General features: G+C 40.8%; 22 protein-coding genes. 21 read left to right on the plus strand and 1 reads right to left on the minus strand.

Features of this window, described 5'->3' with window-relative positions; all coding sequences use genetic code 11:
* The first annotated feature begins 34 nt into the window (after positions 1–34).
* The 12 genes from rlmD to whiA all read left to right on the plus strand — a co-directional run bounded on the left by rlmD (position 35) and on the right by whiA (position 12,583).
* Positions 35–1,402, plus strand: coding sequence for a 23S rRNA (uracil(1939)-C(5))-methyltransferase RlmD (rlmD, locus tag HMPREF2957_RS01905; RefSeq protein ID WP_070677112.1), 1,368 nt, complete (start codon positions 35–37; stop codon positions 1,400–1,402).
* Between the two features lie 117 nt (positions 1,403–1,519).
* Positions 1,520–2,278, plus strand: coding sequence for a triose-phosphate isomerase (tpiA, locus tag HMPREF2957_RS01910; RefSeq protein ID WP_070677113.1), 759 nt, complete (start codon positions 1,520–1,522; stop codon positions 2,276–2,278).
* A gap of 230 nt (positions 2,279–2,508) precedes the next feature.
* On the plus strand, positions 2,509–4,245 hold the full coding sequence (locus tag HMPREF2957_RS01915; RefSeq protein WP_036757118.1) for an ABC transporter ATP-binding protein: 1,737 nt from the start codon (positions 2,509–2,511) through the stop codon (positions 4,243–4,245).
* Positions 4,246–4,255: 10 nt separating this feature from the next.
* Entirely contained in the window at positions 4,256–6,037 is a 1,782-nt protein-coding gene (locus tag HMPREF2957_RS01920; protein ID WP_070677114.1) for an ABC transporter ATP-binding protein, read from the plus strand.
* A gap of 149 nt (positions 6,038–6,186) precedes the next feature.
* Positions 6,187–6,705: a Dps family protein gene (locus HMPREF2957_RS01925; RefSeq protein WP_070677115.1), complete on the plus strand. Its 519-nt coding sequence runs from the start codon at positions 6,187–6,189 to the stop codon at positions 6,703–6,705.
* 127 nt (positions 6,706–6,832) lie between these two features.
* Complete coding sequence (locus tag HMPREF2957_RS01930) at positions 6,833–7,339, plus strand: dihydrofolate reductase (protein ID WP_070677116.1); 507 nt, start codon at positions 6,833–6,835, stop codon at positions 7,337–7,339.
* A gap of 201 nt (positions 7,340–7,540) precedes the next feature.
* Positions 7,541–8,773 (plus strand): ATP-dependent Clp protease ATP-binding subunit ClpX, encoded by a 1,233-nt coding sequence (gene clpX, locus HMPREF2957_RS01935; RefSeq protein WP_007555413.1) that lies wholly within the window; start codon positions 7,541–7,543, stop codon positions 8,771–8,773.
* A gap of 8 nt (positions 8,774–8,781) precedes the next feature.
* The gene (gene yihA / locus HMPREF2957_RS01940; RefSeq protein ID WP_070677117.1) at positions 8,782–9,369 is read left to right on the plus strand and encodes a ribosome biogenesis GTP-binding protein YihA/YsxC; all 588 of its coding nucleotides are present in this window, start codon (positions 8,782–8,784) and stop codon (positions 9,367–9,369) included.
* A gap of 9 nt (positions 9,370–9,378) precedes the next feature.
* Positions 9,379–9,759, plus strand: a complete 381-nt coding sequence (locus HMPREF2957_RS01945) for a RidA family protein (RefSeq protein ID WP_001140424.1) — start codon at positions 9,379–9,381, stop codon at positions 9,757–9,759.
* Positions 9,760–9,810: 51 nt separating this feature from the next.
* On the plus strand, positions 9,811–10,701 hold the full coding sequence (gene rapZ, locus HMPREF2957_RS01950; RefSeq protein ID WP_070677118.1) for an RNase adapter RapZ: 891 nt from the start codon (positions 9,811–9,813) through the stop codon (positions 10,699–10,701).
* On the plus strand, positions 10,698–11,675 hold the full coding sequence (locus tag HMPREF2957_RS01955; protein WP_070677119.1) for a YvcK family protein: 978 nt from the start codon (positions 10,698–10,700) through the stop codon (positions 11,673–11,675). Before rapZ ends, HMPREF2957_RS01955 begins: the two co-directional genes overlap by 4 nt.
* Positions 11,672–12,583 carry a DNA-binding protein WhiA gene (gene whiA / locus HMPREF2957_RS01960; RefSeq protein WP_070677120.1) on the plus strand — a complete coding sequence of 304 codons (912 nt, stop codon included), beginning with the start codon at positions 11,672–11,674 and terminating at the stop codon, positions 12,581–12,583. The genes HMPREF2957_RS01955 and whiA overlap by 4 nt, the downstream gene beginning before the upstream one ends.
* A gap of 32 nt (positions 12,584–12,615) precedes the next feature.
* Here the strand turns inward: whiA and HMPREF2957_RS01965 are convergent, their stop codons facing one another.
* Positions 12,616–13,584 (minus strand): NAD(P)/FAD-dependent oxidoreductase, encoded by a 969-nt coding sequence (locus HMPREF2957_RS01965; RefSeq protein ID WP_070677121.1) that lies wholly within the window; start codon positions 13,582–13,584, stop codon positions 12,616–12,618.
* A 132-nt stretch (positions 13,585–13,716) separates the two neighbouring features.
* Between HMPREF2957_RS01965 and cdaA the strand changes: the two genes are divergently transcribed.
* From cdaA to HMPREF2957_RS02010, 9 genes are all read left to right on the plus strand, one after another.
* Positions 13,717–14,574: a diadenylate cyclase CdaA gene (cdaA, locus tag HMPREF2957_RS01970; protein WP_070677122.1), complete on the plus strand. Its 858-nt coding sequence runs from the start codon at positions 13,717–13,719 to the stop codon at positions 14,572–14,574.
* A complete protein-coding gene (locus HMPREF2957_RS01975; RefSeq protein ID WP_070677123.1) occupies positions 14,561–15,340 on the plus strand; it encodes a CdaR family protein in 780 nt (259 codons plus the stop codon). Before cdaA ends, HMPREF2957_RS01975 begins: the two co-directional genes overlap by 14 nt.
* A gap of 32 nt (positions 15,341–15,372) precedes the next feature.
* Entirely contained in the window at positions 15,373–16,722 is a 1,350-nt protein-coding gene (gene glmM / locus HMPREF2957_RS01980) for a phosphoglucosamine mutase (protein WP_070677124.1), read from the plus strand.
* Positions 16,723–16,788: 66 nt separating this feature from the next.
* Positions 16,789–17,163, plus strand: coding sequence for a DUF1149 family protein (locus HMPREF2957_RS01985; RefSeq protein ID WP_004252208.1), 375 nt, complete (start codon positions 16,789–16,791; stop codon positions 17,161–17,163).
* Positions 17,164–17,167: 4 nt separating this feature from the next.
* Positions 17,168–18,016: a DegV family protein gene (locus HMPREF2957_RS01990; RefSeq protein WP_070677125.1), complete on the plus strand. Its 849-nt coding sequence runs from the start codon at positions 17,168–17,170 to the stop codon at positions 18,014–18,016.
* Positions 18,017–18,389: 373 nt separating this feature from the next.
* Complete coding sequence (dapB, locus tag HMPREF2957_RS01995; protein ID WP_006148044.1) at positions 18,390–19,157, plus strand: 4-hydroxy-tetrahydrodipicolinate reductase; 768 nt, start codon at positions 18,390–18,392, stop codon at positions 19,155–19,157.
* Positions 19,154–20,353, plus strand: coding sequence for a CCA tRNA nucleotidyltransferase (locus tag HMPREF2957_RS02000; RefSeq protein ID WP_006148045.1), 1,200 nt, complete (start codon positions 19,154–19,156; stop codon positions 20,351–20,353). The genes dapB and HMPREF2957_RS02000 overlap by 4 nt, the downstream gene beginning before the upstream one ends.
* The gene (locus HMPREF2957_RS02005; RefSeq protein ID WP_070677126.1) at positions 20,350–22,218 is read left to right on the plus strand and encodes an ABC-F family ATP-binding cassette domain-containing protein; all 1,869 of its coding nucleotides are present in this window, start codon (positions 20,350–20,352) and stop codon (positions 22,216–22,218) included. The genes HMPREF2957_RS02000 and HMPREF2957_RS02005 overlap by 4 nt, the downstream gene beginning before the upstream one ends.
* A complete protein-coding gene (locus HMPREF2957_RS02010) occupies positions 22,218–22,811 on the plus strand; it encodes a hypothetical protein (RefSeq protein ID WP_070677127.1) in 594 nt (197 codons plus the stop codon). The genes HMPREF2957_RS02005 and HMPREF2957_RS02010 overlap by 1 nt, the downstream gene beginning before the upstream one ends.
* Positions 22,812–22,868 lie beyond the last annotated feature (57 nt).

The raw sequence follows: 22,868 nt of genomic DNA on the forward strand, positions 1-22,868 counted from the left end.
TAAACATTGAGAAACTACGTGGTATAATAGACTTATGAGTCTTAAAGTCAAACAAAAAATTCCATTAAAAATTAAGCGTATGGGGATAAACGGGGAAGGTATCGGATTTTTCCAGAAAACCCTTGTTTTTGTTCCAGGCGCCCTCAAGGGTGAAGATATCTATTGTCAGGTGACTTCCGTTAAGCGTAACTACGTTGAGGCTAAACTCCTTGAGGTCAATAAAAAATCTAAGTTTCGAGTGGTACCAGACTGCACCATTTATAATGAGTGTGGTGGCTGTCAAATCATGCATCTGCATTACGACAAGCAGCTGGAGTTTAAAACGGACCTTCTCCATCAAGCTCTGAAGAAATTTGCACCCGCTGGTTACGAAAACTATGAAATCAGACCAACCATTGGTATGCAGGAACCCAAGTATTATCGAGCTAAATTGCAATTCCAAACTCGAAAGTTTAAAGGTCAAGTCAAGGCAGGTTTGTATGCTCAGAATTCCCACTATCTGGTCGAGTTAAAAGACTGTCTGGTTCAAGACAAGGAGACGCAAGCGATTGCTAATCGCATTGCCGAACTCTTGACCTATCATCAAATTCCGATTACAGATGAACGGAAAATCCTTGGAGTTCGGACCATCATGGTTCGTCGAGCACGGAAAACTGGGGAAGTTCAGATTATCATTGTGACCAATCGTCAATTAAATCTGACTCAATTTGTGAAAGATTTAGTCAAGGATTATCCTGAAGTAGTGACTGTCGCAGTCAATACCAATACTGCTAAAACTAGTGAGATTTACGGGGAAAAGACTGAGATTATTTGGGGACAGGATAGTATTCGTGAGGGTGTATTAAACTATGAGTTTTCTCTCTCACCACGAGCTTTTTACCAACTCAATCCTGAACAGACTGAAATCCTCTATAGTGAAGCCGTTAAGGCCTTGGACGTAACTGAGAATGACCATCTGATTGATGCCTACTGTGGTGTTGGAACCATTGGTTTTGCCTTTGCCAAAAAAGTTAAAAGTCTGAGGGGGATGGATATTATTCCTGAAGCTATCGAGGATGCTAAGGCAAATGCCCAGCGTATGGGGTATAGTAATACCCACTATGAGGCAGGTACAGCAGAAGAGATTATCCCTAGATGGTATAAGGAAGGCTATCGTGCGGATGCCTTGATTGTAGACCCGCCTCGTACCGGTTTAGATGACAAACTCTTGGATACCATCGTTAATTACGCTCCTGAAAAGATGGTCTACATTTCCTGCAATGTATCTACCCTGGCGCGTGATTTAGTTCGCTTGGTTGAAGTCTATGACCTGCATTATATCCAGTCGGTTGATATGTTTCCACACACTGCTCGGACGGAAGCAGTGGTCAAATTAACTAGGAGAAAGCCAGACTCTAAATAGAATTGACGACTGGAAAGTATTTGAAAAGAAGACTTCTAGTTACAGAGTAAAATTTGCAAGCTCCCTATATTTATGATAAAATAAGTAGAAAATAAAATGAAAAAAGAGGTATGTGAAATGTCACGTAAACCATTTATCGCTGGTAACTGGAAAATGAACAAAAACCCAGAAGAAGCAAAAGCATTCGTTGAAGCTGTAGCATCAAAACTTCCTTCATCAGACCTTGTTGAAGCTGGGGTTGCTGTACCTGCTCTTGACTTGACAACTGTTCTTGCTGCTGCTAAAGGTTCAAACCTTAAAGTTGCTGCTCAAAACTGCTACTTTGAAAATGCAGGTGCTTTCACAGGTGAAACTAGCCCACAAGTTTTGAAAGAAATCGGTACTGACTACGTTGTTATCGGTCACTCAGAACGTCGTGACTACTTCCACGAAACAGACGAAGACATTAACAAAAAAGCAAAAGCAATCTTTGCTAACGGTATGCTTCCAATCATCTGTTGTGGTGAAAGTCTTGAAACTTACGAAGCTGGTAAAGCAGCTGAATTCGTAGGTGCTCAAGTATCTGCTGCTTTGGCTGGTTTGACTCCTGAGCAAGTAGCTGCATCTGTTATCGCTTATGAGCCAATCTGGGCGATCGGTACTGGTAAATCTGCATCACAAGACGATGCACAAAAAATGTGTAAAGTGGTTCGTGACGTTGTAGCAGCTGACTTTGGTCAAGAAGTAGCTGATAAAGTACGTGTTCAATACGGTGGTTCAGTTAAACCTGAAAACGTTGCAGAATACATGGCTTGTCCAGACGTTGACGGAGCTCTTGTTGGTGGTGCATCACTTGATCCAGAAAGCTTCTTGGCATTGCTTGACTTTGTAAAATAAGCTTCAAATATCTGAGACAGACAGTTCCCTCCCTCGAGGTTAAGACTGCCTGTCTTCTTTTTAGTAAAAAGGCGTGCGAAAGCACGCTCTTTTCTGCATTTTATACTCAATGAAAATCAAAGAGCAAACTAGGAAGCTAGCCGCAGGCTGTACTTGAGTACGGCAAGGTGAGGCTGACGTGGTTTGAATTTGATTTTCGAAGAGTATTAGAAGAAAAAGAAAGGAGAATCATGCTTTACATTTGGTCTTATCTCAAACGTTATCCCAAGTGGTTAGTGTTAGACTTCTTCGGAGCTATTTTCTTTGTGATTGTCAATCTTGGGCTACCGACTGTTCTTGCTCGCATGATTGACCAGGGGATTAATCAAGGTAATGAAGAAAAGCTCTATTTTTGGGCTATCGTAATGTTGGTTATTATCGTCTTGGGGACATTTGGGCGGGTTGTTCTATCCTATGCTGCTAGTAAATTGACCACCAATATGGTTAAGGACATGCGAAATGATGTCTATGCTAAGCTGCAAGAGTATTCTCATCACGAATATGAACAAATTGGTGTTTCTTCATTGGTTACTCGTATTACCAGTGATGCCTTTGTCCTTATGCAGTTTGCTGAGCAGACGCTTAAGCTGGGTGTTATCACTCCCATGATGATGCTGTCGAGTATTCTCATGATTTTCTTAACCAGCCCCTCACTAGCCTGGATTGTTGCTTTTTCAGTTCCTTTTCTAGCTGTAGTAGTCCTTTATGTGGCAGTGAAAACGCGCCCCTTATCTGAAAAACAACAGAAAACACTGGACAAGATAAACCAATATGTCCGTGAAAATTTGATGGGCTTGCGAGTGATTCGTGCCTTTGCTCGTGAAGACTTCCAAGAAAACCGTTTCGAAGAGAAAAATGCGATCTATGCGGATAATTCAAATCGTTTGTTCAAATTGACTGGTTTGACGGAGCCGCTTTTTGTGCAAATCATTATTGCCATGATTGTAGCTATCGTTTGGTTTGCTCTAGATCCTCTCAAGCAAGGAAGTTTGCAGATTGGGGATTTGGTAGCCTTCATCGAGTATAGTTTCCACGCTCTTTTGTCCTTCCTTTTCTTGTCAAACCTCTTTACCATGTATCCACGTACAGCTGTGTCTAGTGAGCGTTTGAAGGAAATCATGGATATGCCTATTTCCATTGATCCAAATGAGGACGGAATTCAAGAAACAGAAACACATGGTTACTTAGAATTTGATAATGTGACCTTTGCCTATCCTGGTGAGACGGAAAGCCCTGTTTTGCATAATATTTCCTTTACTGCTAAACCGGGAGAAACCATTGCTTTTATCGGTTCGACTGGGTCAGGTAAGTCTACTCTGGTTCAGTTAATTCCTCGTTTTTATGATGTTACACTGGGGAAGATTAAGGTCGATGGTGTTGATGTCCGGGATTACCGTCTCAAATCACTCCGCCAAAAGATTGGATTTATTCCACAAAAAGCCTTGCTCTTTACAGGGACTATCGCAGATAACCTCCGTTACGGAAAAGAGGACGCCAGTCATGAGGACTTGCACCAAGCAGCTGATGTAGCCCAAGCCAAAGACTTTATCGAGAGTCGAGAAGAAGGTTTTGCAACTCATCTGGCTGAAGGGGGAAGCAATCTATCAGGTGGTCAAAAGCAACGCTTGTCGATTGCCCGCGCAGTCATCAAGGGTCCGGATATCTATATCTTTGATGATTCCTTCTCAGCCTTGGACTACCGTACAGATGCTATCTTGCGTCGTCGTCTCAAGGAAGTGACTCAAGACGCTACGGTATTGATTGTTGCGCAACGTGTTGGAACTATCATGGATGCGGACCAGATTATCGTCCTTGATAAGGGCGAAATAGTTGGCCGTGGTCGTCATGAAGAATTGATGGAAACCAATGACATCTATCGAGAAATTGCTGAGTCGCAGTTGAAAAATGCGTCTCTGACAGAAGAATAGGAGGTAAAGGATGAAACAACAATCTAGCCTAGCTCGTCTATGGAGTTATTTAAAAGCCTACCGTTTCTCTGTTTTCTTTGCAGTCTTCTTGAAAATAGTCAGCGTCATAATGAGTGTTATCGAGCCATTCATATTGGGGCTTGCTATCACTGAGTTAACCAGCAACCTCCTTGCCATGGCAAATGGTGTTGCAGGAGCAGGTATTAATACTAGCTATATCGCAGTAATTCTAGTGATTTATCTCTTGCGTGGGCTTTTCTATGAGTTGGGTTCTTATTACTCAAACTATTTCATGACCAATGCTGTCCAGTCTATGATACAGGATTTGCGAAATGAAATGAGCGAAAAAATCAACCGCATCCCTGTGTCTTACTTTGACAAGCACCAATTTGGAGATTTGCTGGGACGTTTTACTAGTGATGTAGAGACCGTATCTAATGCACTCCAACAATCCTTCTTACAGATTGTTAATGCAGTCTTTACCATTATTTTTGTTATGGGTATGGTCCTCTATCTAAATCTTCAGTTGGCTATCATTGTTATCTTGTCGATTCCAGTGACTTATTTTGGAGCCAAAACAATTCTAAATCGTTCGCAGCCATACTTTAAACAGCAGGCAGCTATATTGGGACGTATGAATGGATTTGTACAGGAAAACTTGACAGGTTTCAATGTTTTAAAACTTTTCGGACGCGAAGAAAACTCTCAAGAGAGATTTGAAAAGATTACGGATGAATTGCAACAAGTCGGATTTAAGGCGAGCTTTATTTCAGGTTTGATGATGCCTGCTCTTCACATCGTGTCTGATTTAACTTACTTAATTGTAGCTGTCTTAGGTGGATTGCAGGTTATTGCAGGGCGCTTGACGATTGGTAATATGCAGGCCTTCGTTCAGTATGTGTGGCAAGTCAGCCAGCCAATCCAAAATATTACTCAATTAGCAGGGCAAATGCAAAGTGCTAAGTCTTCGCTTGATCGTGTCTTCGAAGTTCTAGATGAACAGGAAGAAGTCCAAACTGCTGAAGTGAAAGAACTAGCACCATTGACAGGCCAAGTTAGTTTCAAAAATGTCGATTTCCAATATGTGGAAAACAAACCATTGATTCGCAATTTTAATTTAGATGTTGAACCTGGAGAGATGGTAGCTATCGTTGGACCTACTGGAGCAGGGAAAACAACCTTGATTAACCTTCTCATGCGTTTTTACGATGTGACAGCTGGTGCCATTTTAGTGGATGGCCAAGATATTCGTGACTTGTCTCGTCAGGACTATCGTCGACAGTTTGGTATGGTCCTACAGGATGCCTGGCTCTATGAAGGCAGTATCAAGGAAAATCTTCGCTTTGGAAATCTTGAGGCAACAGATGAAGAAATCGTTGAAGCTGCTAAGGCGGCCAATGTTGACCACTTTATCCGCACCCTTCCTGGTGGCTATAACATGGAAATGAACCAAGAGTCAAGTAATATTTCTCTTGGGCAAAAACAGTTGTTAACTATCGCGCGTGCTCTCTTGGCGGATCCTACAATCTTAATTTTGGACGAAGCGACCTCATCAGTCGATACTCGTCTAGAACTCTTGATTCAAAAGGCTATGAAACGTTTGATGAAAGGGAGAACAAGCTTTGTCATTGCCCATCGACTTTCGACTATTCAGGAAGCTGACAAAATTTTGGTGCTGAAAGATGGGCAGATTATCGAACAAGGAAATCATGAAAGTCTCCTAGCTGCAAAAGGTTTCTATTATGACCTTTATCAAAGTCAATTTTCTGGTAAAAACAGAGAAAATAGCTAGGGTAAATAGCCACTCATTTTCTTAAATTATCAGTCAATTACAACTTTTTTAATATGGGTTAATTTTCTTGCTTTTGTCTACTAGGTGTAGTATACTGAGGTAGTAATCAATAAATATGGTTACAAAAATAATATTATGAGGTGAGAAAAATGGTAGAATTGAAAAAAGATGCATTAAAAGATGTAGCAACATTAACTAAACCAGCAGCAGAAGCGCTAGTAAATACAAAGGAAGTTTTGAATCAAGCAGTAGCTGACTTGTACGTAGCACATATTGCTCTTCATCAAGTACACTGGTACATGCGTGGACGTGGATTTATGGTATGGCATCCAAAGATGGATGAATACATGGATAGTCTAGATGGTTATCTTGATGAAATCAGCGAACGCTTGATTACACTTGGTGGCAAACCATACTCTACTTTGACAGAATTCCTTCAACACAGTGAAATCGAAGAAGGTGTTGGAGAGTTCCGTAACGTAGAAGAAAGTTTGGAACGTGTCCTTGAAATTTATCGTTACCTCATCACACTCTTCCAAAAAGCATTGGATGTAACTGATGAGGAAGGTGATGATGTTACTAATGATATCTTCGTTGGTGCTAAGGCAGATCTTGAAAAAACTGTCTGGATGCTTGCAGCAGAGTTGGGTCAAGCACCTGGATTGTAAGATACTCTATTTTGTCAAAAATCCGTAGAAATTTTCTACGGATTTTTTCTATTTCGGAGGGCGTTCCAAAACAGTCTTTTTTGAAGATTTTTGATAAAATAGAACTATCAATGAAAAGGATGAAAGCATGACAAAGAAAATCGTAGCCATTTGGGCTCAAGATGAAAAGGGTGTAATCGGGAAAGAGGATCGTTTACCTTGGCATTTGCCAGCAGAGTTAAAACATTTTAAAGAAACAACCTTGAATCATGCCATTTTAATGGGTCGTGTAACCTTTGATGGGATGGGTCGACGATTGCTTCCAGGACGTGAAACCTTGATTTTGACGCGTAATCCCGAAGAGTCAATTGAAGGTGCTCTGGTCTTTCAAAATGTTGAGGATGTTTTAGAATGGTATCATCATCAGGATAAAAATCTCTACATCCTCGGTGGCAAGCAGATTTTTCAGCTTTTTGAACCTTATCTCGATGAGATTATTGTGACACAAATCCATGCTCAAGTTGAAGGGGATACTTTTTTTCCATCAGATTTCGACTTGACTGTTTTTGAGACTGTTGCAAGCAAATCTTATATCAAGGATGAGAAAAATGCCTATGATTTTACCATCGAATATAGAAAGAGAAAGGAAGTCTAATGGAGCGCAGTATTTTTGGATTTTTTACAGCTCTTTTGTGTGCTGTCTGTCTTGTGGCTGGATCACACGCTTTTCGTAAAAAGCGCTATGGACTTGCTACTCTGCTTTGGCTAAATGCCTTTACAAACTTGGTGAATAGCATTCATGCTTTTTATATGACCTTATTTTAGATAGAAAAATCATTTAGAACGGAAGGGAATCATGCCTACAAATAGGAAAAATGATATGATGGTTTATTGCTCGTTTTGTGGCAAAAGCCAAGAAGAAGTTAAAAAAATAATCGCTGGGAACAATGCCTTTATCTGTAATGAATGTGTGGAGTTGGCCCAGGAGATCATTCGTGAGGAGTTGGCTGAGGAAGTCTTGGCAGACTTGTCTGAAGTACCAAAACCAATCGAACTCCTAAACATTTTGAACCACTATGTGATTGGTCAAGATCGTGCCAAACGTGCTCTGGCAGTGGCTGTATATAACCACTACAAGCGCATTAATTTCCATGACACTCGTGAAGAGACTGAAGATGTTGATTTGCAAAAATCAAACATTCTAATGATTGGCCCAACTGGATCAGGGAAGACTTTCCTTGCTCAAACTCTTGCTAGAAGTTTGAATGTACCATTTGCCATTGCAGATGCAACAGCTCTTACTGAGGCTGGTTATGTAGGTGAGGACGTGGAAAATATCCTCCTCAAACTCTTGCAGGCAGCTGACTTTAACATCGAACGTGCAGAACGTGGAATTATCTACGTAGACGAAATCGACAAGATTGCTAAGAAGAGCGAGAACGTGTCTATCACACGTGATGTTTCTGGTGAAGGGGTGCAACAAGCCCTTCTCAAGATCATCGAGGGAACTGTAGCCAGCGTACCGCCTCAAGGTGGACGCAAACATCCACAACAAGAGATGATTCAGGTGGATACTAAAAACATCCTCTTCATCGTGGGTGGTGCCTTTGATGGCATCGAAGAAATCGTCAAACAACGTTTGGGTGAAAAAGTTATTGGTTTTGGCCAAAATAATAAAGCGATTGACGAAAACAGCTCATATATGCAAGAAATCATCGCAGAGGATATTCAAAAATTCGGTATTATTCCTGAGTTGATTGGACGCTTGCCTGTCTTTGCAGCCTTGGAGCAGTTGACCGTAGATGATTTGGTTCGCATCTTGAAGGAACCAAGAAATGCCTTGGTTAAACAATACCAGACCTTGCTTTCTTATGATGATGTAGAGCTTGAATTTGACGACGAAGCTCTCCAAGAAATTGCAAACAAAGCCATCGAACGTAAAACGGGTGCGCGTGGTCTTCGCTCAATCATCGAAGAAACCATGCTAGATGTTATGTTTGAGGTTCCAAGTCAAGAAAATGTGAAAACAGTTCGTATCACAAAAGAAGCGGTTGACGGAACGGCTAAGCCAATTCTAGAGACAGCCTAGAGGTGACTATGGAAATCAATACACACAATGCTGAGATTTTGCTGAGTGCAGCCAACAAGTCCCACTATCCGCAGGATGAACTTCCTGAGATTGCTCTTGCAGGGCGCTCAAATGTTGGTAAATCAAGTTTTATCAATACCATGCTCAATCGTAAAAATCTAGCTCGTACCTCTGGAAAACCAGGAAAAACACAACTACTCAATTTCTTTAACATTGATGATAAGATGCGTTTTGTGGATGTGCCTGGCTATGGTTATGCCCGTGTTTCCAAAAAGGAACGCGAAAAATGGGGACGTATGATTGAGGAGTACTTGACCACTCGAGAAAATCTTCGAGCGGTTGTTAGTCTCGTTGACCTTCGTCATGATCCGACGGCTGATGATGTGCAGATGTACGAATTTCTTAAGTATTATGAGATTCCTGTCATCGTCGTGGCGACTAAAGCAGACAAGATTCCGCGTGGCAAATGGAACAAGCACGAATCAGCTATTAAAAAGAAATTAAACTTTGATCCAAGTGATGATTTTATCCTCTTTTCATCTGTGACAAAAGCAGGAATGGATCAGGCTTGGGATGCTATTTTAGAAAAACTGTGAGGAATACAAATGGCAAAAACAATTCATACAGATAAAGCTCCAAAGGCAATCGGGCCTTACGTTCAAGGAAAAATCGTTGGCAACCTTTTGTTCGCTAGCGGTCAAGTCCCTCTATCTCCTGAAACTGGAGAAATCGTAGGAGAAACAATCCAAGAACAGACTGAACAAGTCTTGAAAAATATTGGAGCTATTTTAGCAGAGGCAGGAACAGATTTTGATCATGTTGTTAAAACAACTTGTTTCTTGAGTGATATGAACGACTTTGTTCCTTTTAATGAGGTTTACCAAACAGCCTTTAACAAGGAATTTCCAGCTCGTTCAGCTGTGGAAGTAGCTCGTCTTCCTCGCGATGTAAAAGTCGAAATTGAAGTCATCGCAGAGATTGGATAAGCTAGTAGAAGTTTGGTTCTTCCAAACTTCTTTTGATATAAGGAGACTATGATGACAATGAAACAACTTCACCTGGTGATTGTGACAGGGATGAGTGGTGCAGGAAAAACTGTAGCCATTCAGTCCTTTGAAGATTTAGGATATTTTACCATTGATAATATGCCGCCTGCTCTCTTGCCAAAGTTTTTGCAGTTGGTCGAGACCAAGGACGATGACCATAAGTTAGCCCTAGTGGTGGATATGCGTAGCCGTTCTTTCTTCTCAGAGATTCAGGCTGTCTTAGATGAATTGGAAAACCAAGATGATTTGGATTTCAAGATTCTGTTTTTGGATGCAGCTGATAAGGAATTAGTGGCACGCTATAAGGAAACAAGAAGAAGTCACCCACTAGCAGCAGATGGTCGTATCTTGGACGGGATCAAGTTGGAACGCGAACTCTTGGCTCCATTAAAAAATATGAGTCAAAACGTGGTTGACACAACAGAGTTAACTCCTCGTGAACTTCGTAAAACCATTGCAGAGCAATTTTCGGACCAAGAACAAACTCAGTCTTTCCGTATCGAGGTCATGTCATTTGGGTTTAAATACGGCATTCCAATTGATGCCGATTTGGTATTTGATGTTCGCTTTTTACCAAACCCATACTATTTGCCAGAACTTCGTAATCAGACAGGTGAGGACCAGGCAGTTTATGACTATGTCATGAACCATGAAGAATCTGAAGATTTTTACCGTCATTTGTTAGCCTTGGTTGAACCAATCCTACCAGGCTATAAAAAAGAAGGCAAATCAGTCTTAACTATTGCGATTGGTTGTACTGGTGGCCAACACCGAAGTGTTGCTTTTGCCAAGCGTTTAGCGAATGACCTATCTAAAAGTTGGCCTGTAAATGAAAGTCATCGTGATAAAGACCGAAGAAAGGAAACGGTAAACCGTTCATGAGAAAACCCAAAATTACGGTAATTGGTGGAGGAACCGGAATCCCTGTTATTTTAAATAGTCTACGGGAAAAAGACGTCGAAATTGCAGCCATAGTAACCGTTGCGGATGATGGTGGTTCTTCAGGTGAATTGCGTAAGAATATTCAACAGTTGACACCTCCAGGGGATCTTCGCAATGTCCTCGTAGCCATGTCTGATATGCCTAAGTTTTATGAAAAGGTCTTTCAATACCGTTTTTCAGAGGATGCTGGTGCTTTTGCTGGTCATCCATTAGGAAACATTATCATAGCTGGATTATCTGAAATGCAGGGTTCGACCTATAATGCCATGCAATTGCTGAGTAAATTCTTCCATACTACAGGGAAGATTTTCCCATCAAGTGACCATCCTTTGACACTCCATGCTGTCTTTAAAGATGGTTCAGAAGTAGCTGGGGAAAGTCACATTGCAGATCATCCAGGAATGATTGACCATGTCTATGTGACAAACACTCTGGATGATGAAAAGCCACAGGCAAGTCGCAGAGTTGTCAATACCATTCTTGAGAGTGATATGATTGTCTTGGGTCCAGGCTCCCTCTTTACTTCGATTTTACCTAATATCGTCATCGAAGAAATCGGTCAGGCACTTCTGGAAACTAAGGCAGAGGTTGCTTATGTCTGCAATATTATGACTCAACGTGGAGAAACGGAGCATTTCTCAGATAGTGATCACGTAGAAGTCTTGCATCGTCATTTGGGCCGTCCATTTATCGATACTGTCCTTGTTAACATCGAAAAGGTTCCGAGGGATTATATGGATACCAACCGTTTTGATGAGTATTTGGTTCAGGTTGAGCATGATTTTGAAGGTTTGCGTAAGCAAGTCCCACGTGTCATTTCATCCAACTTTCTACGCTTGGAAAATGGGGGAGCCTTTCACGATGGTGATTTAATCGTAGATGAGCTCATGCGGATCATACAGGTGAGAAAATGAGTTTTACAGTAGCAGTAAAAGAAGAAATTTTAAGTCAGCATCACCTGAGTCGTCATGAATTGTCAGCTATTATCAAGATGTCGGGTAGTATTGGTTTATCGAGCTCTGGTTTGACCTTGTCCGTCATTACAGAAAATGCTAAGTTGGCTCGTCATCTCTATGAATCTTTCTTGCACTTTTACGGCATCAAGTCTGAGATTCGTCACCACCAGAGAAGTAATCTACGGAAAAATCGCGTCTATACTGTATTTACGGATGAGCGAGTCCAGGAATTACTGGCAGATTTGCGTTTGGCTGATTCTTTCTTTGGTTTAGAAACAGGGATTGATCCAGATATTTTAGGAGATGAGGAAGCAGGTCGTGCCTATCTCTGTGGAGCTTTCTTAGCAAATGGGAGCATCAGAGATCCCGAGTCAGGGAAATATCAGTTGGAAATTAGTTCTGTTTATGTAGACCACGCCCAAGGACTCGCTTCGCTCTTGCAGCAGTTCTTGCTAGATGCAAAGGTTATCGAACGAAAAAAGGGGGCAGTGACCTATCTTCAGCGAGCGGAAGATATTATGGATTTCCTAATTTTAGTGGGAGCCATGGAGGCGAGAGATACTTTTGAAGGCGTCAAGATTCTCCGAGAAACTCGGAATGATCTCAATCGTGCTAATAATGCAGAGACAGCAAATATCGCTCGTACGGTTTCTGCGAGCATGAGAACCATCAACAATATCAGTAAAATCATTGATACCGTAGGTCTAGATAGCCTACCAGTAGATTTGCAAGAAGTAGCGCATTTGCGTATCCAACATCCGGACTACTCTATCCAGCAATTGGCAGACAGTTTGACAAATCCACTCACAAAAAGTGGTGTCAATCATCGACTGAGAAAGATTAATAAAATTGCTGACGAAATTTAAAACCACGAATCGTAAGATTCGTGGTTCTTTTCTTATAAACTTGTTGAGTGTTTTGGTTGCACTTTTTGTTGAGGGTCGATGTAGTTAATGGCATTGTTGACAGCAGTTGGTGCTTCACCAAGACCTGTTGCAATCAAGTCAATCTTACCATCGTAGTAGCAGCAGTCACCGATAGCGTAAATTCCAGCTTGGCTTGATTCTTGCTTGCTATTGACAATAATCTTATGGCGATTCAGTTCTAATCCCCAGTTTTTAAGATTACCAACTGATGATTTGAAGCCATAGTTGACAAAGAGGTGGTCGAGTTCAATAGTTTCGGTCTCATCGGATTTGACTTTTGTGATTTCAAGCTTGTCAAGAGTTTTTCCATCTCCAAGAACTTGACTTGGCACAAATGGTGTTTTGATGCTGACAGATGATTCTTGAAGGGCTTGGACACTATGTTCGAGGGCCCGGAAGTTGTCTCGACGGTGAACAAGTGTTGTTGGAGCAATCTTTTCAAAAGCTAAGGCCCAGTCCACAGCAGAGTCTCCTCCACCCAGGATGGTTACTTTCTTGCCGGCATATTGTTGAATGTTGGAAACGTGGTAGTGGATATTTTCGTAATCTTCAACATCTTCCAATTCAAGTGGACGCGGTTTAAAGGCACCTCCACCCATAGCGATAATGACAGCTTTACTACTATGAATACCTTTGGTAGTTGTTATCTTAAATACATCATTCTCTTTTTCAATGTCAAGAACAGTTTCATTGAGGTGGGCTGGTGTATCAAAACCTTTTAGTTGTTCTAAGAGGCGATTAGTTAGTTCTTCACCAGTGAGATTTGGGAAACCTGGGACATCAAGAATTTGTTTTTCAGGATAAAGAATGGCAGGTTGGCCACCTAATTGAGGAAGAGAGTCAATGATTTGTACTTTAGCTTGACGTAAATTTGCATAAAAGGCTGCGAAAAGACCAACTGGGCCACCCCCTATGATGGTGATATCATATAATTCAGACATGGTTTCTCCTTATTTCATTTTTATCATTTTATTCTATCATATTTTCTACCAATTTAAAATGAGGTAGGGGAGAGAAAATTTCCATTAAAAATGGTATAATGAAGAGAAGCTTTTTTGGAGAGGGGACACAGGATGAATTTTCAGCAATTATCTAATCTTCAATACTGGTCTAGTTTGTTTTCCAGTCCTTGGAGTATTGCGATAAATGTGATTGATATTCTAATCGTCGCTTATATCTTATATCAATTTACAAAATCAATTGCAGGAACCAAGATTATGATTCTGGTTCGAGGCGTTTTAGTTTTTATCTTAGCTCAGATTGCGGCTAATTTTTTAGGCTTGACGACTATTTCCTGGTTGATTAACCAATTGATTACCTATGGAGTTATCGCAGCGGTTGTTATCTTTTCTCCAGAAATTCGGACAGGTTTGGAACGATTAGGTCGAGCTACGGACTTCTTTTCAAATACTCCTATGAGTTCAGAGGAGCAGATGGTACAAGCTTTTGTAAAATCGGTTGAGTATATGAGCCCGCGAAAGATTGGAGCTTTGGTAGCTGTTCAACGTGTGAGAACCTTGCAGGAGTACATCGTTACAGGAATTTCTTTGGATGCTAAGATTTCTGCTGAGTTATTAATTAACATCTTTATCCCTAATACGCCTCTCCATGACGGTGCAGTCATTATCAGTGGAGATCGGATTGCAGTAACTTCTGCCTATTTACCACTGACTGAAAACACAGGTATTTCCAAAGAGTTCGGAACTCGTCACCGTGCAGCCATAGGTTTATCAGAAGTTTCAGATGCCCTTACTTTTGTTGTATCTGAAGAAACTGGAGGTATATCTATCACCTATAACGGTGTCTTCAAACATGATCTAAGTTTGGAAGAATTCGAGGAAGAACTACGTCGTATTCTGATACCTAAGGATGAACAAGAACTAAGCTTAAAAGAACGTCTATTAGGAGGCTGGAATAATGAAAAGAAATAGTCTTTATATCATCTCCTCACTCCTCTTTGCATGTGTCCTGTTTATCTATGCAACATCAATCAATTATCAAAACAATACCAACGCAAGACAAACTAAAACTGAAACCTATACCAATACAGTAGTCAATGTACCGATTGATATTCAATATGATAGTGAGCAATATTTTATCAGTGGTTTCAGCTCAGAAGTAACAGTGTTTCTAACGGGTTCAAATCGAGTCACCTTGGCTAGTGAGATGCAAGAGAGCACTCGTAAATTTAAAGTGACTGCTGATTTGACGCAAGCTACAGAAGGAACGATTGAAGTTCCCTTGACCATTGAAAATCTTCCAAGTGGTTTGACAGCTGTAGCAACACCTCAAAAGATCACAGTCAAGATTGGTAAGAAAGTTACTCGAGATAATGTACCTGTTGTACCTCAAATTGATTCTAGTCAAATTGATGAGAAGATTATAATCGAACGTGTGACTGTTTCTGATGAAAAAGTTTCAGTAACTAGTGATGCGGATACACTATCTAAGATTGATCGGATTGTTGCAGTTTTACCAACGAGTGAACAGATTACAGGGAACTATTCTGGATCAGTTCCTTTGCAAGCTGTTGATAAAAATGGGGCTGTCTTACCAACAGTGATTACACCTTTTGAAACTACTATGAAAGTAACGACCAAAGCTGTAAGAACAACAAGTAGCACAACCACAACAAGTAATACTTCATCTACTGAAAACTCTTCAACGACAGCAGCAGAAACGAAGTCAGAATCTTAAAATAAACATTAAACTAGAAAAGGAATGATAAAATGGGTAAATATTTTGGAACGGACGGAGTCCGAGGAGAAGCAAACGTAGAATTAACGCCAGAATTGGCCTTTAAATTGGGTCGCTTTGGAGGATATGTCCTCAGTCAACATGCGACAGAAGCGCCTAAGGTTTTTGTTGGACGCGATACACGTATCTCAGGTCAAATGCTAGAAGCAGCCTTGATTGCTGGTCTTCTTTCTGTGGGAATTCACGTTTATAAACTTGGTGTACTTGCTACGCCTGCAGTAGCATATTTGGTGAAAACTGAAGGAGCGAGCGCAGGTGTCATGATTTCAGCTAGCCACAACCCAGCCCTTGATAACGGGATTAAATTCTTTGGTGGCGATGGCTTTAAGCTAGACGATGAAAAAGAAGCAGAAATCGAAGCCTTGCTTGACGCCAGTGAAGATACTCTCCCACGTCCAAGTGCTGAAGGATTAGGTACTGTTGTTGATTACCCAGAAGGATTACGCAAGTATGAAGCCTACCTGGTTTCAACTGGAACAGCTCTTGAAGGGATGAAGGTAGCCTTGGATACTGCAAATGGAGCAGCTTTTACAAGTGCTCGTCAAATTTTTGCAGATTTGGGTGCTCAAATTACTGTCATTGGAGAAACTCCAGATGGTTTGAACATTAACTTTAATGTTGGTTCGACTCATCCAGAAGCCTTGCAAGAACTTGTAAAAGAAAGTAAATCTGCCATTGGTTTAGCCTTTGATGGGGACAGCGATCGTTTGATTGCAGTAGATGAAAATGGTGAGATTGTCGACGGTGATAAGATTATGTATATCATCGGTAAATACCTTTCTGAAAAAGGTCAATTGGCACAAAATACAATTGTAACAACAGTTATGTCCAACCTTGGTTTCCATAAAGCCTTGGATCGTGAAGGCATTAATAAAGCTGTCACTGCTGTTGGAGACCGCTATGTCGTTGAAGAAATGAGAAAATCAGGCTACAATCTCGGTGGAGAACAGTCAGGTCACGTTATCTTGATGGACTACAATACAACTGGTGATGGTCAGTTGTCAGCAGTTCAATTGACTAAGATCATGCAAGAAACAGGTAAGAGCTTATCTCAGTTGGCTTCAGAAGTAACAATTTACCCACAAAAATTGGTTAATATCCGTGTGGAAAACACCATGAAAGACAAGGCCATGGAAGTACCAGCTATCAAGGCTATTATCGATAAGATGGAAGCAGAAATGGCAGGCAACGGACGTATTCTCGTTCGCCCAAGTGGAACTGAGCCACTCTTGCGAGTCATGGCTGAAGCACCAACAACTGAAGAAGTAGATTACTATGTGGATACCATTGCTGAAGTTGTGAAAGCAGAAATCGGAATTTAGGAAAGTTAGCAGAAAATAAGAAAATATGTTACAATGTCAAAGTAAATTGTAACCATGGAGAATATGATGAATTTAAAACGTGAACAAGAATTTGTTAGTCAGTATCACTTTGATGCTCGTAACTTTGAATGGGAAAATGAGAACGGAATTCCTGAAACAAAGGTTGATGTGAACTTCCAACTACTTCAACATGACCAAGAAAATCAGGTGACTTCTCTCGTAGTTGTTTTGAGCTTTATGATTGTCTTCGATAAATTTGTTATCAGTGGTACTATTTCTCAAGTAAACCACGTTGAAGGTCGTATCGTAGATCAACCAAGTGATTTTAGTCAAGAAGAAGTTGAGACGCTTGCTCGTCCTTCTTTGGATATGCTAAACCGTTTGACTTATGAAGTAACGGAAATTGCACTAGACTTACCAGGAATTAATTTGGAGTTTTAAAAAAATGAAATTAGCGGTCATAACAGACTCATCTGCTTTTCTACAAGCGGAAACCTTGCGGAAAGAAGATTTATTTGTGCTTGACATTCCTGTGAATATCGACGGACAGGAGTATGTTGAAGGTGTAAATCTAACCGCTCAAGAATTTTATGAAAAAATGGCTCGTTCATCTGAACTACCTAAAACAAGTCAACCAAGTATTGCAAAGTTGGATGAAATTTTATCGTCATTAAAAGAAAAGGGCTATACTCATGTTTTGGGTCTCTTTCTATCTTCTGGAATTTCAGGGTTTCACCAGAACATCCAGTATATGACGGATGAGTTCGAAAGTCTAACCATCGCTTTTCCTGATACTCGAATTACAAGTGCACCACTAGGATTCATGGTGGAAAGTGTGTTTCAATGGTCTGAGCAGGGTGATGATTTCCAGTCTATACTAGATAAGTTAACCGAACAGATTGAAAATACTTCAGCCTTTATCATGGTAGATGACCTTGATCATCTGGTTAAAGGTGGTCGTTTATCAAATGGCGCAGCTATTTTAGGGAATCTTCTTAGCATTAAACCAATTCTATATTTCAATGACCAAGGTGTTATCGAAGTTTATGAGAAGGTTCGTACAGAGAAGAAAGCAACAAAACGTTTGGTTGAAATTGTTAAAGAAGCAACAGCTAATGGCAATTACCAGATTACTGTCATTCACGGGAATGCTCCTCAAAAAGCAGCTGATTTGCTTCAGCTTTTGTTAGACGGCGGAGTAGCTACAGACATTTCAATTGCAACCTTCGGTAGTGTTATCGGGACTCACCTTGGAGAAGGAAGTATTGCTTTAGGTTATACACCAATCGTCTAGATTGTTCTTACAGGCTTTGAATCTTAAAATTGAACACGGACTATCTGCCTCTTGAAAAAAGATGTCTGTCTTGCCTTTCGTGGAAAGTCAGCGCCATTCCCTATTTTTCATGGGCAGCTAACGTCCTTTGTATCTTAGAATTGAACACGCCTGGAACCCTATGTGAAAAAGATAGTTCTTCCAAGGAAAAGAAACTCCTTGATCAGAACTCCTATTTTCACTTTGTGTTCTTGCAGGCTTTGTATCTTAAAATTGAACACGGACTATCTGCCTCTTGAAAAAAGATGTCTGTCTTGCCTTTCGTGGAAAGTCAGCGCCATTCCCTATTTTTCATGGGCAGCTAACGTCCTTTGTATCTTAGATAGGAGTAAAGATGAGTATTCGAGTGATTATTGCTGGTTTTAAGGGAAGAATGGGCCAATCTGCTTGTCAGATGGTTTTGTCTGATCCTGAACTTGAACTAGTAGCTGTTTTGGATCCTTTTGAGTCTGCATCTGAATGGCAAGGAATTCCAGTATTCAATGATAAAAATGACTTAGCAGGCTTTGATGCCCATGTTTGGGTGGACTTTACTACACCAGCTGTCGCCTATGAGAATACACTCTTTGCTCTTGAACATGGCTTTGCTCCAGTAGTAGGAACGACAGGTTTCACCAGTCAAGAAATCGAAGAATTAAAAGAATTGTCTCGTTTCAAAGGCTTGGGTGGATTGATTGCTCCTAACTTTGCCTTGGGTGCTGTCTTACTGATGCAATTTGCAGCACAGGCAGCTAAATACTTCCCAAATGTGGAGATTATTGAACTTCACCATGATAAGAAAAAAGATGCTCCAAGCGGGACAGCTATCAAAACAGCTGAGTTGATGGCTGAAGTTCGTGAGTCTATTCAACAAGGTGCTAGCGATGAGGAAGAACTCATTGCGGGAGCACGAGGAGCTAACTTTGATGGTATGCGAATTCATTCGGTCCGTTTACCTGGTTTGGTAGCTCATCAAGAGGTCATTTTTGGAAATCAAGGAGAGGGATTGACTCTGCGTCATGACTCCTATGATCGTAGCTCCTTCATGACAGGGGTGAATTTGGGAATCAAAGAAGTTGTCAAGCGTCATGAGCTTGTCTATGGATTAGAACACTTACTATGAAATTAACAAAAATGCCTTCTGAATTTCAGAAGGCTTTACCAGTATTAGAAAAAATTAAAGAAGCAGGATTTGAGGCTTATTTTGTGGGTGGCTCTGTTAGGGATGCCATTCTTAACCGCCCCATCCATGATGTGGATATCGCGACTTCATCTTATCCAGAAGAGACCAAGCAGATTTTTCCACGCACAGCTGATATCGGCATTGAGCATGGGACCGTTTTGGTTTTAGATGGAGATGAAGAGTACGAAGTCACCACTTTTCGAACAGAGGATGTCTATGTAGACTATCGGAGACCAAGTTCTGTTTCTTTTGTTCGTTCACTCGAAGAAGATCTCAAACGCCGAGATTTCACAGTCAATGCCTTTGCCTTGGATGAGACAGGGAAAATCGTTGATTTATTTGATGGTCTCAGAGATTTAGAAAATCAAGTCCTGCGAGCTGTCGGTGTAGCTAGTGAACGTTTCAATGAAGACGCGCTACGCATCATGCGTGGCTTTCGTTTCCAAGCTAGTCTTGGTTTTGAACTCGAGCAAGAAACGTTTGAAGCGATGAAGGCCTTAACGCCACTCTTAGATAAAATTTCTGTGGAGCGCATCTTTGTTGAGTTTGATAAGCTTTTACTGGCTCCCTATTGGCGAGTAGGTTTATCTTCTATGATTGAGAGTCAAGCTTATGACTATCTTCCAGATATGGTAGGCAGTCAGGAGAAACTCCAGTCTTTGTTTGATTTAGAAAAAGATTTTACTTTTGAATCTTCTGAGCAAGCTTGGGCAGCACTTTTATGGGTTTTAGAAGTGGAAGATGCTCAACAATTTTTGAAACATTGGAAGACTTCACGCCAATTTGCTAAGCAAGTACAGAATTTGCTGTCTATTTTGGCTCTCCGAGAAGAAGGGGAACTAGGTAACCGTGATTGTTACCGTTTTGATTTGGACTTGCTTCTACAAGCTGAAAATCTTCGCAGAGCTCAAGGGAAGGAAGTCAATCCACAAGCAATCACAGAAACCTACGAGAGCTTGACTATTCATGATAAGAAAGAGATGCAAATTAATGGTGGCATTCTCATCAAGGAATATGGCTATCATCCAGGTCCAGAATTAGGAGATGTTTTAGAGGAAATTGAGTACGCTATTGTGGATGGTAATCTAGATAATGAAGTGGAAGCCATTCATGCATACTTAAGGGAGAGAAAATGAGTGATTTTATCGTTGAAAAACTAAGTAAATCAGTTGGTGATAAGACTGTTTTTAAGGATATTTCCTTTATTATCCATGACTTGGATAGAATCGGTCTTATCGGTGTCAACGGAACTGGGAAAACGACCCTTCTAGATGTGCTTTCAGGTGTTTCAGGTTTTGATGGCGATATTAGCCCTTTTTCAGCAAAGAGTGATTACAAGATTGGTTACCTGACTCAAAATCCCGAATTTGATGATAGCAAGACTGTATTGGATACTGTTTTATCCAGTGACCTCAAGGAAATCCAGTTGATTCGGGAGTATGAACTGCTTATGCTCAACTACAGTGAGGACAAGCAGGCGCGTCTAGAACGGGTCATGGCGGAGATGGATTCTCTCCAAGCATGGGAAATCGAAAGTCAGGTCAAAACGGTACTCAGTAAACTAGGTATTCAAGAATTATCAACTCCTGTTGGAGCTTTGTCGGGTGGTCTTCGTAGACGGGTTCAATTAGCGCAAGTGCTTTTAGGAAATCATAATCTCTTGCTTCTTGATGAGCCAACCAACCATCTGGACATTGCGACCATCGAGTGGCTGACACTTTTCTTGAAGAATTCCAAGAAGACCGTTCTCTTCATCACCCACGATCGCTATTTCCTAGATGCTCTTTCTACGCGAATTTTTGAATTGGATAGAGGTGGATTAACAGAGTATCAGGGGAATTACCAAGATTATGTCCGTCTCAAGGCTGAACAGGATGAGCGTGACGCAGCTCTTCTTCACAAAAAGGAACAACTTTACAAACAAGAATTAGCTTGGATGAGACGGCAACCTCAAGCTCGTGCGACCAAGCAACAAGCTCGTATCAATCGATTCCATGACTTGAAAAAGGAAGTTTCAGATACTAGCCTTGAGACAGACTTGAGCATGAATTTTGAAACCAGTCGCATCGGTAAGAAGGTCATTGAGTTTAAGGATGTTTCCTTTGCCTATGACGATAAACCGATTCTGAAACATTTTAACCTTTTAGTGCAAGCCAAAGACCGTATCGGAGTCGTCGGGGACAATGGTGTTGGGAAGTCAACCCTTCTTAACCTTATTGCAGGAAGACTTGAAGCTACTGAAGGACAAGTTATCATCGGTGAAACAGTTCGTATTGCTTATTTCTCTCAACAAATCGAAGGTTTAGATGAAAGCAAGAGAGTTATCAATTACTTGCAGGAAGTGGCAGAAGAGGTTAAGACTAGTGGTGGTACTACGACTTCAATCGCTGAGTTACTAGAACAATTTCTTTTCCCTCGTTCAACGCACGGTACCTTGATTGAGAAGCTGTCAGGTGGAGAGAAGAAGCGTCTGTACCTCCTCAAATTACTCCTTGAAAAACCCAATGTGCTTCTCTTGGACGAGCCGACAAATGATCTAGACATTGCGACCTTAACAGTTCTAGAAAATTTCTTACAAGGTTTTGCAGGACCAGTCTTGACAGTTAGTCATGACCGCTATTTCCTTGATAAGGTAGCAACTAAGATTCTTGCTTTTGAAGATGGAACCATCCGTCCTTTCTTTGGCCATTATACAGATTATCTAGATGAAAAGGCCTTTGAAGCAGAAGCAGTAACACAAAATCAAAAAGTTGAGAAGGAAAAAGTCGTCAAAGTACGTGAAGAAAAGAAACGGATGACTTACCAAGAAAAGCAGGAGTGGGCAAGTATTGAAGGTGATATCGAAGCCTTAGAAAACCGCATCTCTTCTATAGAGGAAGAAATGCTAGCAAATGGTTCTGACTTTGGGAAACTAGCTACCCTTCAAAAAGAGTTAGACGAGAAAAATGAAGACTTGCTGGAAAAATATGAACGCTATGAATATTTAAGTGAGTTAGTATAATGGAAGAAACAATTATTAAATGGAGTAGTAAGAAAATCGTCTTGAGCCTTATTCTTTATCTACTAGAATTGGCTCTTCTACTTTGGATCCTTTCGTTTTTGCTGAGCTATCCCGAAGAAGCACCTGCGGGATTGGTGGCTTTAATTCTCTTTATCGGTTTCTTGATCCTCATCGTTGGCTTCATTTTGTATCAACATTTGCGACGGCTTTTTTCTGATAAAGAGTATTTGAAATGTACGGCTCAAGGATTTTTCTATAAACCATTTCCAAAGAAAGACTGGCAGTTTTATTCCTGGGAACAGGTAGAAAAGTTTGCTCTCACGAGAATTAAGGGCAGTAGAAATGCAAGGGATTTTTATATGATTGAGGTTCAGTTTTATGACAAGGAACTTTTAAAATCCAACTTTTTCTGGTATCGTCTTCGAAGTAGATTTACAAGTTCAAAACATTCTAACGTTTTGAAAATCCCAATCTATTTGCTGGATGTTGGCTTACCAAAGAGAGTATTTGAAACCATGTCTTACTTTGAGCGAGAGTGGCGCATCCAACAAAATCGCGAGCGAAATCAAAGCTCTAAAAGCAAAAAGAAGTAAAGATTTCATTGAGCGAGTGAACCTCCGAATTTTATGAAGGACTGAGGGGCTTTGGAA

Source organism: Streptococcus sp. HMSC062D07 (genome assembly GCF_001814215.1).
In the GTDB taxonomy this organism is placed as follows: domain Bacteria; phylum Bacillota; class Bacilli; order Lactobacillales; family Streptococcaceae; genus Streptococcus; species Streptococcus infantis_I.